General features: G+C 59.2%; 12 protein-coding genes. 7 read left to right on the forward strand and 5 right to left on the reverse strand.

Annotation, left to right across the window (positions count from 1 at the left end):
* Positions 1 to 32: 32 nt before the first annotated feature.
* The 4 genes from RGCCGE502_RS07010 (at position 33) to ppx (ending at position 5670) form a co-directional block, all read left to right on the forward strand.
* A complete protein-coding gene (locus tag RGCCGE502_RS07010) occupies positions 33 to 1154 on the forward strand; it encodes an AI-2E family transporter (protein ID WP_016553475.1) in 1122 nt (373 codons plus the stop codon).
* On the forward strand, positions 1151 to 1864 hold the full coding sequence (gene hdaA / locus RGCCGE502_RS07015) for a DnaA regulatory inactivator HdaA (RefSeq protein WP_016553476.1): 714 nt from the start codon (positions 1151 to 1153) through the stop codon (positions 1862 to 1864). Before RGCCGE502_RS07010 ends, hdaA begins: the two co-directional genes overlap by 4 nt.
* A 65-nt stretch (positions 1865 to 1929) precedes the next feature.
* The gene (locus RGCCGE502_RS07020; RefSeq protein ID WP_016553477.1) at positions 1930 to 4134 is read left to right on the forward strand and encodes an RNA degradosome polyphosphate kinase; all 2205 of its coding nucleotides are present in this window, start codon (positions 1930 to 1932) and stop codon (positions 4132 to 4134) included.
* Between the two features lie 12 nt (positions 4135 to 4146).
* Entirely contained in the window at positions 4147 to 5670 is a 1524-nt protein-coding gene (gene ppx, locus RGCCGE502_RS07025) for an exopolyphosphatase (protein WP_016553478.1), read from the forward strand.
* Positions 5671 to 5797: 127 nt separating this feature from the next.
* Here the strand turns inward: ppx and RGCCGE502_RS37155 are convergent, their stop codons facing one another.
* Complete coding sequence (locus RGCCGE502_RS37155) at positions 5798 to 5965, reverse strand: hypothetical protein (RefSeq protein ID WP_016553479.1); 168 nt, start codon at positions 5963 to 5965, stop codon at positions 5798 to 5800.
* 175 nt (positions 5966 to 6140) lie between these two features.
* Between RGCCGE502_RS37155 and RGCCGE502_RS07030 the strand changes: the two genes are divergently transcribed.
* Together RGCCGE502_RS07030 and RGCCGE502_RS07035 are read left to right on the forward strand one after the other, a co-directional pair.
* Positions 6141 to 7106, forward strand: a complete 966-nt coding sequence (locus RGCCGE502_RS07030) for a DMT family transporter (RefSeq protein ID WP_016553480.1) — start codon at positions 6141 to 6143, stop codon at positions 7104 to 7106.
* Between the two features lie 194 nt (positions 7107 to 7300).
* Positions 7301 to 7921: a YdeI/OmpD-associated family protein gene (locus tag RGCCGE502_RS07035; protein ID WP_016553481.1), complete on the forward strand. Its 621-nt coding sequence runs from the start codon at positions 7301 to 7303 to the stop codon at positions 7919 to 7921.
* 91 nt (positions 7922 to 8012) lie between these two features.
* Here RGCCGE502_RS07035 and RGCCGE502_RS07040 read toward each other — a convergent pair whose 3' ends face one another.
* From RGCCGE502_RS07040 to RGCCGE502_RS07055, 4 genes are all read right to left on the reverse strand, one after another.
* The gene (locus tag RGCCGE502_RS07040; protein WP_016553482.1) at positions 8013 to 9371 is read right to left on the reverse strand and encodes an esterase-like activity of phytase family protein; all 1359 of its coding nucleotides are present in this window, start codon (positions 9369 to 9371) and stop codon (positions 8013 to 8015) included.
* A gap of 45 nt (positions 9372 to 9416) precedes the next feature.
* On the reverse strand, positions 9417 to 10484 hold the full coding sequence (locus RGCCGE502_RS07045) for an adenylate/guanylate cyclase domain-containing protein (RefSeq protein ID WP_016553483.1): 1068 nt from the start codon (positions 10482 to 10484) through the stop codon (positions 9417 to 9419).
* A 144-nt stretch (positions 10485 to 10628) separates the two neighbouring features.
* Complete coding sequence (gene rnd, locus RGCCGE502_RS07050; RefSeq protein WP_016553484.1) at positions 10629 to 11774, reverse strand: ribonuclease D; 1146 nt, start codon at positions 11772 to 11774, stop codon at positions 10629 to 10631.
* Positions 11775 to 11857: 83 nt separating this feature from the next.
* Entirely contained in the window at positions 11858 to 13249 is a 1392-nt protein-coding gene (locus RGCCGE502_RS07055) for a multicopper oxidase family protein (RefSeq protein WP_016553485.1), read from the reverse strand.
* A gap of 269 nt (positions 13250 to 13518) precedes the next feature.
* Here RGCCGE502_RS07055 and aspS point away from each other — a divergent pair, with 269 nt between their 5' ends.
* Positions 13519 to 15309: an aspartate--tRNA ligase gene (aspS, locus tag RGCCGE502_RS07060; protein WP_016553486.1), complete on the forward strand. Its 1791-nt coding sequence runs from the start codon at positions 13519 to 13521 to the stop codon at positions 15307 to 15309.
* The last annotated feature ends 38 nt before the right edge of the window (positions 15310 to 15347 follow it).

Raw genomic sequence — 15347 nt, forward strand, 5'->3', positions numbered from 1 at the left:
GAAATCGACACCGTCGATCAGCGGGGAATATGATGCCACAGCAGGTTAGCGGGGCAGGTCTGAAGCGCCAGGTCATCTTCTGGCTGATCGTGCTCGCCTTCTTTATTGGTTTTCTCTTCATCTTTAGCTCGATCCTCCTGCCGTTCCTGGCGGGGATGGCACTGGCCTACTTCCTTGACCCGGTTGCCGATCGGCTCGAACGCCTCGGTCTTAGCCGCTTGATGGCGACGATCGTCATCTTGATCGCCTTCGTCGTCGTCATCGTGCTGGCCTTGATGATCCTGATACCGGTTTTGGCGAGCCAATTCAGCGATTTTGCCGGCCGCCTGCCGGGCTACATCGATCAGCTGCAGACATTCATCATCCAGTCGCAGAATACCCTCATGCCGGATTGGGTGAGGAGCCAGCTCGGTACCATCAAGAACAACTTCTCCGAAATCCTGTCACAAGGATTCGGGCTGCTGACGGGGCTTTTCGGTCAGGTCTGGAGCTCGGGCCTTGCCGTCGTCAACGTCATCTCGCTGATGATCGTCACGCCGGTTGTGGCATTCTATATGCTGTTGGATTGGGATCGCATGATCGCCAAGGTGGATCAGTGTATTCCACGCGACTATGTCGCTAACGTCCACCAGATCGCGCGGGAAATCGACCAGGCGATTGCCGGGTTCATTCGCGGCCAGGGGTCGCTCTGCCTCATCCTGGGAATCTGGTACGCCGTCGGCCTGTCGCTGATAGGTTTGAATTTCGGCCTGTTGATCGGCCTCTTCGCAGGAATGATAAGTTTCATTCCCTATGTCGGTTCGTTGGTCGGCCTTGTTCTTGCCGTCGGCGTTGCCATAGTCCAGTTCTGGCCCGACTATCTGTGGGTTGGCGCGGTCCTTGCGGTCTTCTTCAGCGGTCAGTTCATGGAAGGCAACATCCTGCAGCCGAAACTCGTGGGACACAGTGTCGGCCTGCATCCGGTGTGGCTGATGTTTGCGCTCTTTGCCTTCGGCGCGCTGTTCGGCTTTGTCGGACTGCTGGTTGCGGTGCCGGCGGCAGCCGCCGTCGGCGTGCTTGTCCGCTTTGCCCTTTCACGCTACCTTGAGAGCGATCTTTATGCTGGCGGGTCGAAGGATGGCCATGTCGGCAAGACAAAAGCTGATCCCAAATGACTGATGTGAAAAATGCTGGTCCAAGACGCAATGCCGTCGAGCAGCTTCCCTTGGCCTTTTCGCACGATGCCGCAACCGGGCGTGATGATCTGTTGATCTCGGAACGGCTGGCGGCAGCCGTGTCGATCGTCGATGCCTGGCCGAACTGGCCTTCACCCGTCGTCATCCTTGCGGGCCCGGTCGGTTCCGGTAAGTCGCATCTGGCGAACATCTGGAAGGATCACAGCGGTGCTCTTGAGATTCATCCGAAGGCAGGTGCCAACGCAGCCGTCGATGCGGCCAATGGGCCGGTCCTGTTCGAGGACGTCGATCGGCTTGGCTTCGATGACAACGAACTCTTCCACGTCATCAACAGCGTGCGGGAAAACGGTCACAGCCTGCTGATGACGAGCCGCCTGTGGCCGATGTCGTGGCCCGTCGAACTGCCGGATTTGCGTTCGCGCTTGAAAGCCGCGACGGTCGTCGAGATCGGTGAACCGGATGAGGAACTGCTGTCCCAGGTCATTGTAAAGCTGTTTGCCGACCGCCAGCTTTATATTGATGACAAACTGGTCCTCTATATCGTTGTCAGGATGGAGCGATCCCTGAATGCGGCCCAGACGATCGTCGATAGGCTTGATCGGCTTGCCCTTTCTAGGGGCACAAAGATTACCCGAACTCTTGCCGCTGAAGTGTTGAATGAATTGGGTAATTCGGAGCCGGCGGATTGACCGTCACAGTTCTGTCGTGAAACTGATATAATTCGCTTGGGCGAATAATACGGGGCAATCAGACCATGGATAGCGCAGTCACGGAGCATCACGAACCCACTCCGGAAACCAACGAGGCCGTGCCTTCACTGGAGGAATTGCTCGCCAGTTCCGAGCGCTTCATCAACCGCGAATTCTCCTGGTTGCAGTTCAATCGCCGCGTTCTCGAGGAAACGCTGAACACCGAGCATCCGCTGCTTGAGCGCGTGCGGTTCCTGTCGATCTCGGCGGCAAACCTCGACGAATTCTTCATGGTCCGCGTAGCCGGTCTCGAAGGTCAGGTGCGTCAGAATATCGTCGTGCGTACGCCGGATGGCAAAACGCCGGCCGAGCAACTCGACGCTATCCTGCAGGAGATTGACAATCTGCAGATGGAGCAACAGGCATCGCTTGCCGTGCTTCAGCAGTATCTCGCCAAGGAAGATATCCTGATCGTACGCCCCGGAGCGCTTAGTGAAACTGACCGCGCGTGGCTCGCGATGGAGTTCGAGCAGGCCATTTTCCCGGTACTGACGCCGCTGTCGATCGACCCCGCTCACCCATTCCCCTTCATCCCGAATCTCGGATTCTCGATTGGCCTGCAGTTGATCAGCAAGAACGGTCGTGAACCGATGACGGCGCTGCTGCGCCTGCCGCCGGCACTCGACCGCTTCGTGCGACTGCCGGATGACCGCAACACGATCCGCTACATCACCCTTGAAGACGTCACCAACATCTTCATTCACCGTCTCTATCCCGGATATGAGGTTCAGGGCTCGGGTACGTTCCGGATCATCCGCGACAGCGATATCGAAGTTGAGGAAGAGGCCGAAGATTTGGTGCGCTTCTTCGAAACCGCGCTGAAGCGCCGCCGCCGCGGATCTGTGATCCGTATTGAGACCGATTCAGAGATGCCGGCGTCGCTGCGCCAGTTTGTGGTTCAGGCGCTGAGTGTTCCGGAAAACCGGGTTGCGGTTCTGCCGGGACTTCTCGCGCTGAATACGCTGTCCGAGATCACCAAGGCGCCGCGCGAAGACCTGCGATTTCCGCCCTACAATGCGCGATTTCCCGAACGCGTCCGAGAGCACGCCGGCGACTGCTTCGCAGCAATCCGCGAAAAGGACATGGTGGTTCACCACCCCTACGAGTCTTTCGACGTGGTGGTCCAATTTCTGCTCCAGGCTGCGCGTGATCCTGACGTTTTGGCGATAAAGCAGACGCTCTACCGCACCTCGAACGACAGCCCGATCGTCCGCGCGCTGATCGATGCAGCGGAGTCAGGCAAATCGGTTACGGCTCTGGTGGAACTCAAGGCCCGCTTCGACGAAGAGGCGAATATTCGCTGGGCGCGCGACCTGGAGCGCGCCGGTGTGCAGGTGGTGTTCGGCTTCATCGAACTGAAGACCCACGCCAAGATGTCGCTGGTCGTCCGCCGCGAAGAAGGCAAGCTGCGGAGCTACTGCCATCTCGGCACCGGCAACTATCATCCGGTCACCGCAAAGATCTATACCGACCTGTCGTTCTTCACCTGCAACCCGGTGATTGCCCACGACATGGCGAATATCTTCAACTTCATCACCGGTTACGGAGAGCCGGAACAGAGCATGAAGTTGGCGGTGTCTCCGTATACGCTGCGCTCGCGCATCGTTCGCCACATCGAGGAAGAGATCAAGCATGCCCAGAACGGCGCGCCAGCGGCGATCTGGATGAAGATGAATTCGCTTGTCGACCCCGAGATCATCGACGCTCTCTATACAGCAAGCCGCGCCGGCGTCGAGATCGACCTTGTGATCCGAGGCATCTGCTGCCTGCGCCCACAAGTGCCTGGCCTCTCTGAAAATATCCGGGTGAAGTCGATCGTTGGCCGCTTTTTGGAGCACAGCCGTATATTCTGCTTCGGCAATGGTCATGGTCTGCCGTCAGACAAGGCCCTGGTCTATATCGGCTCTGCCGACATGATGCCGCGGAACCTCGATCGCCGGGTCGAAACGCTCGTGCCGCTGACCAATCCGACCGTGCACGAGCAGGTTCTCTCACAGATTATGCTGGGCAATATCATTGACAATCAGCAAAGCTACGAGATATTGCCCGACGGAACGTCACGGCGCATGGAAGTGCGCAAGGGCGAAGAGCCGTTCAACGCGCAGCAGTATTTCATGACAAACCCAAGCCTGTCCGGCCGTGGTGAAGCTTTGAAGTCCAGTGCACCCAAGCTGATTGCCGGGCTCCTTTCCGGTCGAAACAACAAGTAAAATTGGACCTGCATGGTTGAATCAGAAGCCCAGGGGCGCCTTCCAGGGATTGCCCCGGTCTCCGTCGTCGACATCGGGTCGAACTCGATCCGCGTGGTCATCTATGAAGGCATGTCCCGCTCGCCGACGATCCTTTTCAATGAGAAGGTGTTGTGCGGCCTAGGCCGCGGTATTGCGCTGACCGGCAAGATGGATGAGGCGAGCGTCGAGCGCGCTCTGGCCGCCCTACATCGTTTCAAGGCTTTGTCCGACCAGGCGCGCGCTTCCACGATGTATGTGCTCGCAACGGCGGCGGCGCGCGAAGCATCGAACGGTCCAGACTTCATCCATCAGGCAGAAACGATCCTTCAGCGCAGAGTTCGTGTTCTCTCCGGCGAGGAGGAGGCGAAGTTCTCCGCACTCGGCATCGTCAGCGGCTTTTATGAGCCTGACGGCATTGCCGGCGACCTTGGTGGCGGCTCACTCGAATTGATCGACATCAAGGGTAAGGAAATCGGCAAGGGGGTAACCTTGCCGCTCGGTGGCCTTCGCCTCTCGGAATATGCAGGCGGCTCGCTGGAGAAGGCTCGAACCTTTGCTCGCAAGCATGTGAAAACCAGTTCCAAGCTGCTCGCGAAGGGCGCCGGGCGAACCTTCTACGCCGTCGGCGGCACTTGGCGAAACATCGCCAAGCTGCACATGGAGATGACGCAGTATCCGCTGCACATGATGCAGGGCTACGAGGTTTCGCTCGAGGCAATGATGCAATTCCTCGATCAGGTGGAAATTGCTCGGGATTCAAAGGATCCTGCGTGGATGGCTGTTTCGAAGCATCGCCGCGCGTTGCTTCCCTTCGGCGCCGTCGCCATGAAAGAAGTTCTAAGCGCAATGAAGCCCTCTGTTATCTCGTTTTCGGGGCAGGGCGTGCGCGAAGGCTATCTCTATTCACTGCTCTCGGACGGTGAGCGTCGCACCGATCCGCTGCTGGCGGCGGCCGGCGAACTCGCCATTCTGCGTGCACGTTCGCCAGAGCACGCCAGAGAGCTGGCGGAATGGACCGGCCGCATGATGCCCTATTTCGGCATCACTGAGACGGAGGAGGAGGCGCGTTATCGTCAGGCAGCCTGCCTGCTTGCCGACATCAGTTGGCGCGCGCACCCTGATTACCGTGGACTACAGGCGCTGAATATCATTGCGCACTCGTCCTTTGTTGGCATCAGTCATCCTGGCCGCGCCTTCATTGCGCTAACGAATTACTACCGGTTCGAAGGACCGTACGATGATGGCGCCACAGGCCCGCTTGCGGCGATCGCGACGCCGCGCTTCATCGAGCGCGCTAAGCTGCTCGGGGGGTTGTTGCGGGTGGTCTACCTCTTTTCGGCATCCATGCCGGGAATCGTGCGAAACCTGACCTTCCAGACGTCGTCCCAACCGGATCTCGACCTGGAGTTCGTGGTTCCGGCGGAATATCACGACTTCGCCGGCGAGCGCCTTGAAGGTCGGCTGCAGCAGCTTGCCAAGCTGACCAACCACCGTTTGGCTTTCCGCTTCGAATAGCGATTGGGGACGCACGACCGAGGTGCGAGGCGAAAGCATCTTCCGTTCGCTAATCTTGGCGGAAATCGGCTCGAGGTGGATGCTTCATGCCAGAACGGAGGAACCCCGCTCTTGGCGGGGTTCCTTTTTAGCCATCGTTGGCTCTTGCTTTCGGCCCTTCCTTGCTGGAAACGGATGCAGTCTTGCCGTCAGGTTGTTGCCCAAAATAGGTTCCGCCGAGATGGCCGCCACCGCTGGTGTTTTCGACCTGACGCTCGGCGCGCTTTTGGATTTCTTTCACGTCTGTCTTGCTCATAAGTGTCTCCATTGTTGAGGTGGTGACCTTGGAACAACCAATCCACGCCCATTTCGTTCAAATTTTTCGAGGAATGGTGATTGGAGCGAGCCGCAAAGCAACGTCTACGCGCCAGAACCAATCATGACGGCGGGTGCCTGTGCACAGGCGGGGAACTGTGGCATAACTTTGACCCATGGCGACACATGGCGTGACGGTCCATCGCGACACGGTTGGAACGGGAGAGGCGGCGGGCGGTTCGCTTGCAACCGCCTATTCCGTGGGCATCCTCTGCTGGCTGCTATCGGCGGGCGTCTACATTGCCGCGAAATGGGTCTCGACTGAGATGCCGCCCTGGACACTCTGCTTTTGGCGGGTGTTGATTGCCTGGGCGATTTTGATGCCGATCGTGCGCCGGCATTTCGGCGACATGGTCGCTCTTATCCGAGCCCGCGGCCTGGAACTGCTTGTCGTCGGTGGCATGGGACTTGCGATCTGCCAAGGCTTGATTTTTGTCGGCCTGGAGCATGCCGACGCCACGACTGCAGGCATCATTATCGCGTTGATCCCGATCATTACCATGATCCTCGCCCGTTTGTTTCTTGCCGAACCGATGGGAAGCTGGCAGGTGATCGGATCGATCCTGGCCTTTTTCGGGATCGTGGTCATCATCATCAAAGGCAGCCCGGCCGCACTGATGCGTCTCGATCTCAATCCGGGCGAACTGTGGATCGTCGCCGGCGCGTTCTGTTTCAGCCTCTATACCGTGCTGCTTCGCCGGGCGAAATTCGATGTGAACCGCCTCGCGTTGCTTGTGGTGCTTCTCGGCGCTGCGGTGCTGACGGCACTGCCCTTCTATCTTTACGAGCTTGCTTCCGATGAACGCTCGACGCTCAATACCAGCGGGCTCATTGCGCTCGCCTACGTCGCGATTCCCGGCGGGGCGATCATGTATTATCTCTTCAATCGCAGCATCGAGGCCCTGGGTGCGGCGCGGGCTGGCGTGCTTCTCTACATCCAGACGATTTTCATCGCGGTGCTCGCGTACCTAATCCTTGGTGAGCAGTTGCAGCGCTATCACCTTGAGGGCGCGGCTCTCATCGTCGCCGGTCTGCTTCTGATCATCTTCCTGAAGCCGAAGACAGAGGCCGCAAAAGGCTGAGGGTGCGGGCCACCGTCGACAGCAGTCGGACCTGCCCGCAACAAGCTGGCCTTCTCTCTTCGTTTGTTGCGGGGAGGAGTGGCGTTAATCGCCTGCGTCGCATTCGTAAAGATTTCGGCCCTAAGTTGACGTATTGCTTTGGTATGCTTCAAGAGTGAGCAGCCAACCACTGCGAATGGAGTTTGGGCAGAGTGATGATCACCGACATTGAGGACTTTTTCACGAAAGGATGCGGACGCTGCGAGCGCTTTGCGACGCCGGACTGTTCGACGCGGCAATGGATTGGCGGTCTGAACGAACTCCGCCGGATCTGTCGTGAGGTAGGTCTCGTCGAGACGGTGAAGTGGGCGCATCCCTGCTACATGCATGAAGGCCGCAACATCGGCATAATGGGCGCCTTTCGAGGCGATTATCGCCTGACCTTCTTCAACGCTGCATTGCTGAGAGATCCCGAAGGCGTGCTCGAGAGGCAGGGGCCGAACACTCAACATCCCGACATGCTCCGATTTGTGGAGAACGCACAAGTCGCAAAGATGGAGCCTGTTATCCGGTCCTACCTGAAGGAAGCGATGGGCTATGCTGAAGCGGGCATGAAGCCGCCGAAAGGGCAAGGCCAAGTCGATTTGCCCGATGAGCTGGTTGAGGCTCTCGATTCGGATCCTGAACTTGCCGAGGCGTTTCACGATCTGACACCTGGCCGACAGAAGAGCTACGTGATCAATCTCAGCGGGGTGAAGAAGTCGGAAACGCGAACGACGCGGATCGCTAAATTCCGAGATCACATTCTCGCTGGAAAGGGTGCTACGGAGCGGTAGTCGAGGTTCCTAAAGGGTTGCCGCCCAGCCGTCGTTCATTTCTGGAAAGCCCCGCGCTTTTCAAGCGGGACCTTCCTTGTGAGACTTAAGCTTATTTCGCGTTCAGGAGTTCGCCGACTTCGAGCAGGCTGAACTCGTTGTTGTCAGCCTTGTCGATGGCGCGGCCGGCAGAGAAGGGCAGGTTGTTGTCGTTGCCGACGATGATATGGGTGGCATCGACGCGGTCAACGTTTTCGATCGTCACGAACGGCATGTCGTAGACGCCATCCTTGTTGCCGGCCTTCTTCTTGTTGTCGGGGTCCTTGATGTTCAAGAGGTCGATGTAGCCGATCTTGCGGACAGCCTTGCCGACGTTGGCGTCGTTGAACTCGATCTTATAGATGCGCTTGAGTTCAGCCGGGGCCTCAAAGCAATCGGGCTTCGGCTGCTTGGGATCGGCACAAGCCTTGTCCTTCGTGCCGGCGCCGTTGTCACGTTCGATGACGAGGGCGGTCGCATCGTCGAGCATGTTGAAGTCACCGATCGAAACGCCCTTGTCCTCGAACGGATAGAACCAGGTGCGCCCAGTCCATGTCTTGGAAGCCGTGTCGAATTCGATGACGCGGATGGCAGTATGGCCGTCAACGGATTCCATCTTACCGTCATCTTGATAGAGCGCGCCTTCCAGAAGGCCGTAGAGCTTGCTGCCGTCCTTCGACATGGCAAGACCCTCGAAGCCGCCCGAGCGCTTCAGATTGAAGACCGGCATCTTGGCGGTCGGGTTTGCCGGAACGGACAGTGTCGGATTGTCGGGCGACATGACCGGCTTGTTGTCAACAGTCGTCGAAATGACGTCGGTCAGACGGCCTTGCGTGTCGAACTTGAGCAGGTAGGGCCCGAACTCCTCGCCGATCCAGAAGCCGTCGGCGACGAGCTGAACGGATTCGATGTCGAAGTCCGCACCCGTCAGATAGCGCTTCTCAGCGCCTTCGAGCACGATCGGGAAGGGAGCCTTCTTGTCGGGATCGGAAAGGAAGAGGTTCTTGACGACTTCGACCTTGCCGGTCTGCCAGTCGAACTTCACCTGATGCAGGAAGAGCATCGCGTCGCTGGAGTTGGCCTTGGAGCCGAAACCGTTGTCGGAGAGCGTCCAGAAGGTGCCATCGGGCATCGTCTTGATGCCTGAAAAGCCCTGGATCGGCTGGCCGTCGAACGGCAGCTTCAGATCAGTAACGCGAACGCCGTCCTTGCCGGGCACGCTGCCCAAGGTTTCGGTGCGCTTGCGGTCGGCGGTGGTAAACTTGCCGGAGTGCTTGAGGAACTCAGGCGCGTCGGAGGGAGCCGCAACGAGCGTGTTGGCCGGCAGGATGGCTTGGCTTGCGAGCTTGGCTGGAAATTCCTGTTGGTCAGCAGCGGCCGAACCGGCGATTAAAAGAAGAAATGAAACGGAAGCAAGAAGAGTATTTTTCATTGAAACCCCCAAAGGATGGAATGCGGGTTTCGATTAGCAATGCTTTCATGTCGGCGCGTTGACGCTTGCGTGAAGCTTTGGTGACGCCAGCCGGTTGTCCGCCTTGACGAGCGCGATGACGCCGAGGCTCTGACCTCGACCCTTGACGGCGTGGTTTCCGAGGTCCTGCGCCGAGACCGTCTCCGGCATCTTGATACGCTGAGCGAGGTCGGAGGAGATCAGGACCGAGCGGTTCAACGTCTTGCAAAGCGATTCCAGCCGGGACGTGGTGTTCACGGTGTCGCCGAAATAGGTGATCTTGTGATGGTCGACACCGATTTCAGCCGTGATAACGGTGCCACCGTGCAAGGCGGCGCGCAGGCGAGGGACCTGACCAAATGCCTTCAGCCAGTGCTCGGCGTCCGCCTCGATCGCGCCGACGATATCGAATATGCAGTTCACGCATCGGGCGAACTTGATCCCGCGCTCCAGTGGCCAGCTGATGATCGCGGCATCTCCGACATAGTCATCGATCGTGCCCTTGTACTTTCTCACCGGCTCTGCAAACGAGGCAAACAGGGAACTCAGCATCTGCTGCGCTCTGAGGTCGCCGTGTTTCTCCGCGAAGGATGTCGAATCCACCAGATCGATGAACAGGAAGACGCGTTCCTCGCTGATCGGCTTGCGGTAGCGGCTGAACAGCATGTTCAAGAAGATGTCGCGCCCAAGCAATTCGCGTATGCGCAGCACGAAGATGATCAGCGCGCACACCGCGAGCGCATAGAGAAATGCGTTGAACGGCAGGACGACGGCATCGACCCACGATTCTGGATGAAAGAAGCCGAGCCCCCACATCGATAGGCCCGCAACGGCAAAGCCGACGCTCATCAGGATTTCGTAGACGAAAATCTCGGCGAGGAAGAACGTCAGCGTCGGAAGCGCCTGCATGCGACGGTAGAGGGAGCGCAAGATGACTTTCCGCTCGAACGCAATGATCGGCAGACCAATGGCCAGCGCGAATGTCGCGCCGACGAAGGGATGCCCCCCATAGAACCGCATGTCGTAGAGCACGCCGCTCGCGGCGATGACAAGCGCGATCAGCAGCCAGTTCTGAACTGGAGATATTTCCCTCATGGAGTCCTTTTCGCGGTGACACGTCGCCGGGATACCCAAGGCATATAGGAAGCATCGGGTGCTTCTGAAAGACGCGCCGGGTTTGTCCGCGATCGATACAATCTCGACGCGACTATACGGGCAAAAACGTCCGCTTGATGGCGCTTAGAGCGCCACCGTCTCGACCTTCTTGCCGACGAAGCGTAAGGCGACCTGGCCCTGGATGAGTTGCAGTGCCGGCTCGCCGAAAAGCTCCCGCCGCCAGCCGTGGAGCGCGGCAACCTCGGCCTTCTCGCCTTCCGATGCGATCTTGTCGAGATCCTCGCTGTTGGCGATGACCTTCGGTGCGACGCCGTGTTTTTCCGAGATCAGCTTTAAGAGGACCTTGAGCAATTCGGCGGCAGCGGCGGCACCTTCCGGCGGCTGCGATTGCCTCGGAGCGTGCGGCATATCGGTCTTCGGCAAGGCAAGCGCCGCATTGACGGCTTCGACGACGGCGCCCCCGGCGGCCGATCGTTCCCAGCCCTTGGGGATTGTGCGCAACCGGCCAAGCGCTTCGGCATCCTTGGGCTGCTGCTGGGCGATCTCATAGATCGCGTCGTCCTTCAATACGCGCGAACGCGGCACGTTGCGGCTGCGGGCCTCACGCTCGCGCCAGGCTGCGACATATTTGAGGATTGCGAGTTCCTGCGGCTTGCGCAGGCGCATTTTCAACCGCTGCCATGCATCGTCCGGATGCAGGTCGTAGGTCTCGCGGGCCTCAAGGATATCCATCTCCTCCCGCAGCCAGGAGGAGCGGCCTTCGCGTTCGAGTTCGGCTTTGAGGTAGAGGTAGACGTCGCGGAGGTGCGTGACATCGGCCAGCGCGTAGTCGAGCTGCTTTTCCGAGAGCGGCCGGCGGCTCCAGTCCGTGAAGCGCGACGACTTGTCGATTTGGACACCCTTGGTGCGGCTGACGAGCTGGTCGTAGGAGACCGAGTCCCCGAATCCGCACACCATCGCGGCAACCTGCGTGTCGAAAATCGGATGCGGAATGAGCCCGCCGCGGTTGTAAATGATTTCGATGTCTTGACGAGCGGCGTGGAAGACCTTGAGCACGGCAGGATTGGCCATCAGCTCGAAAAACGGCTTGAGGTCGAGGCCCTTCGCCAACGGATCGACCAGCACTTCCGTCGTTGGGCTTGCCATCTGTATCAAGCAGAGTTCCGGCCAGAACGTCGTCTCTCGGAGAAACTCGGTGTCGATGGTAATGAATTCTGACTTGGCCAGCTCTTTGCAGGCCGCCTCCAAATCGGCGGTTGTTTCGATCATCTCAATTCATTCGCAGGATAGACATAGTTGAACCTTCCTTCTCCTTTCGGCCGGATATGTCAACTAGAACCCGCAAAGAGCCGTCAAACAACTCTAACATAACTGGTCATGCCGGTTTTCTGATGCTCGATGATGTGGCAGTGCAACAGCCAATCGCCCGGATTGTCGGCCACGAATGCGAGTTGCACCTTTTCGTCGGGCTGGACGAGATAGGTGTCGGTCACAAGCGGCATGACATCCCTTGTGGGCGAGGAAAGGACCGTGAAACTCATGCCGTGCAGGTGGATCGGATGCGTGTGCGGCGTCACGTTCTCAAGCTGCAGGATGTAGCTCTTGCCCAGCTTCAATTCCGCCAGCGGCGCGGTCGGGTCCGGCGTGTCGCCGGGCCACGGTATCTTGTTGATGGCCCAGAAGCTGTAGCCCAGCGTGCCGCAGATGCTGTCGACAGGCGCACTCTCGGCCGTGGCGCTGAGAATGAGCGGGATCTTCTGCGCCGCAGACAGATCGTGCTTAGCGACCGGGTTCTCGCCAAGCGCCGTGAGATCGCCGACATTGCGCTTCAACGAGGTTCCGACGGCGCGAAGCTTGGCGATCGTTTTCGGCGTTGTGCCCCTGATGTCTTCGAGCGTGGCGATGGCACCCTCGTTGTCCGGCATCCTGACGGCGAGATCGAGGCGCTGACCGGGCCCGATCAACAGCAGATCGAGCGGAAAGCGTTTCGGGACAGGATTGCCGTCGAGCGCGATGACGGTTGCCTCAGCACCCTCCATCTTCAAGGAAAAGATGCGGGTGACGTCAGTCACCGCAATGCGGAGCCGGATGAGGCCGCCGGCCGGCGCATCATATTGCGGCTCCTGGTGCCAGTTGGCCGTCCTGACTGTTCCGTAGGTGCCGGTCTTTGCCGCATCACGCGGACGGAAAGCCGCGATGAACTGCCCGTCGCCACCGAGCCGCCAGTCGCGCAGATTGAGCACGACCTCGGCGTCAAATGTTGGATCATCGGGGTCCTCGACCACCAGCACGCCGGTCATCCCATGCCCCATCTGTGTCAGCGTGTTGCAATGTGGGTGATACCAGAAGGTGCCGGCATCCGGCGGCGTGAAGGCATAGTCGAAGCTGTCACCGGTATAGACATAGGGCTGCGTCATGAACGGCACGCCGTCCATCTTGTTTGCTATTCTCAGGCCGTGCCAGTGGATCGTCGTCGGCTCGTCGAGCGTGTTCGTCAGCCTTGCCGCAAAAGGTTTGCCTTTCGTCATTCGCAATACCGGAGGCATGCCGGCGTCGCCCCAAGTCATGATGTCTTTCGTCACGCCGGAGTCGGTGAGGCTGGCTGTCGTCTTTAACGCTTTCAGCACTTGTGGCTCCGGCGCCGCTTCCGCCACCCCGAATTTCCCAGCTATTCCGACACCGACACCATAAGCACCCGCAACGGCCGAGGCTTTCAGCAGATTGCGGCGAGTGAGAAGGGGCATGTAGAGGCTCCGCGCGAGGATATTGCTCCTCTTTAAAGTTGACTGCGACCTTCAGCAATATGGTAGGGAGTTGCCAAACTGCCGCATGGGTATTCGCGGTCGCATGGTTGTGGGCCTGTCATAAAGCTGGCGCAAAGCGCATGCTTAGCGTGCCAACCCTTGACAAATCAGACCGTCCATGCGCTTTTCCGCCCGATTTTCTTGTCGGTGCGGGAGAGCCATCAGAGCCCCTTGCCGCCGTCTTAAGCCAGATACCGGGAATTGAGATTATGCATCGCTATCGCAGCCACACATGTGCAGCCCTCCGCAAGTCGGATGTCGGCGCCAATGTCCGGATTTCCGGCTGGGTCCACCGTGTTCGTGACCATGGCGGCGTTTTGTTCATCGACCTCCGTGACCATTACGGCATCACCCAGGTCGTTGCCGATCCGGATTCGCCCGCGTTCAAGCAGGCTGAACTGGTCCGCGGTGAGTGGGTGATCCGCATTGACGGCCTCGTCAAGGCGCGCACGGAAGACACTGTCAACAAGAACATGGCGACCGGCGAGATCGAACTCTACGCGCAGGAGATCGAAGTTCTCTCCGCCGCCAAGGAACTGCCGCTGCCGGTCTTCGGCGAGCCTGATTATCCGGAAGACGTTCGCCTGAAGTATCGCTTCCTCGATCTGCGCCGCGAGACCCTGCACAAGAACATCGTCAAGCGCACGCAGGTTATCTCCGCCATGCGCCGCGAAATGGGCAATGTCGGTTTCACCGAATACACGACGCCGATTCTGACGGCCTCCTCGCCGGAAGGCGCGCGCGACTTCCTCGTGCCGTCACGCATCCATCCCGGCACCTTCTACGCGCTGCCGCAGGCGCCGCAACAATACAAGCAGCTGTTGATGGTTGCTGGTTTTGACCGCTATTTCCAGATCGCGCCGTGCTTCCGCGACGAAGACCCGCGCGCCGACCGCCTGCCGGGCGAATTCTACCAGCTCGACCTCGAAATGAGCTTCGTCACCCAGGAAGACGTCTGGAACACGATGGAGCCGGTCATTCGCGACATCTACGTCGAGTTTGCTGAAGGCAAGCCGGTGACCGAGAAGTTCCCGCGCATTCCTTATGAGACGGCGATCCGCAAGTACGGCTCCGACAAGCCCGACCTCCGCAACCCGATCGAGATGCAGGCAGTCACCGAGCATTTTGCCGGCTCCGGTTTCAAGGTCTTCGCCAACATGATTGCCTCGAACCCGAAGGTCGAGGTCTGGGCTATTCCCGCCAAGACTGGCGGTAGCCGTGCGTTCTGCGACCGCATGAACGCCTGGGCGCAGAGCCAAGGGCAGCCGGGTCTCGGCTATATCTTCTGGCGCAAGGAGGGCGAGAAGCTCGAAGGCGCCGGCCCGCTCGCCAAGAACATCGGCGAGGAGCGCACCGACGCGATCCGTACCCAACTCGGCCTCGATGACGGTGACGCGTGCTTCTTCGTCGCTGGCGATCCGTCGAAGTTCTACAAGTTTGCCGGCGAAGCCCGCACGAGGGCCGGCGAGGAGTTGAACCTCGTAGACCGTGATCGCTTCGAATTCTGCTGGATCGTCGACTTCCCGTTTTTCGAATGGCTGGAAGACGAGAAGAAGATCGACTTCGCCCACAACCCATTCTCGATGCCGCAGGGCGGCCTCGATGCGCTCAATGGCAGCGATCCGCTGTCGATCAAGGCCTTCCAATACGACATGGTTTGCAACGGCTTCGAGATCGCCTCGGGCTCGATCCGTAACCAGCTGCCGGAAGTCATGGTCAAAGCCTTTGAATTGGCCGGCAAGTCCCAGGCCGAGGTCGAGGAGCAGTTCGGCGGCCTCTATCGCGCCTTCCAGTACGGTGCGCCGCCGCATGGCGGCATGGCCTTCGGCATCGACCGCATCGTCATGCTGCTCGTCGGCGCCAAGAACCTGCGCGAGATCTCACTGTTCCCGATGAACCAGCAGGCACAGGACCTGCTGATGGGCGCACCGACCCCGGCAACGCCGACGCAGCTACGCGAACTGTCGATCCGTCCGATCCCGCCAGTCAAGAAAGACTGAGAAAGCTAGCATAAAGAGCCCGGCCTGAGCCGGGCTTT

Origin of the sequence: Rhizobium grahamii CCGE 502, from assembly GCF_000298315.2 — a bacterium.
Lineage (GTDB): Bacteria > Pseudomonadota > Alphaproteobacteria > Rhizobiales > Rhizobiaceae > Rhizobium > Rhizobium grahamii.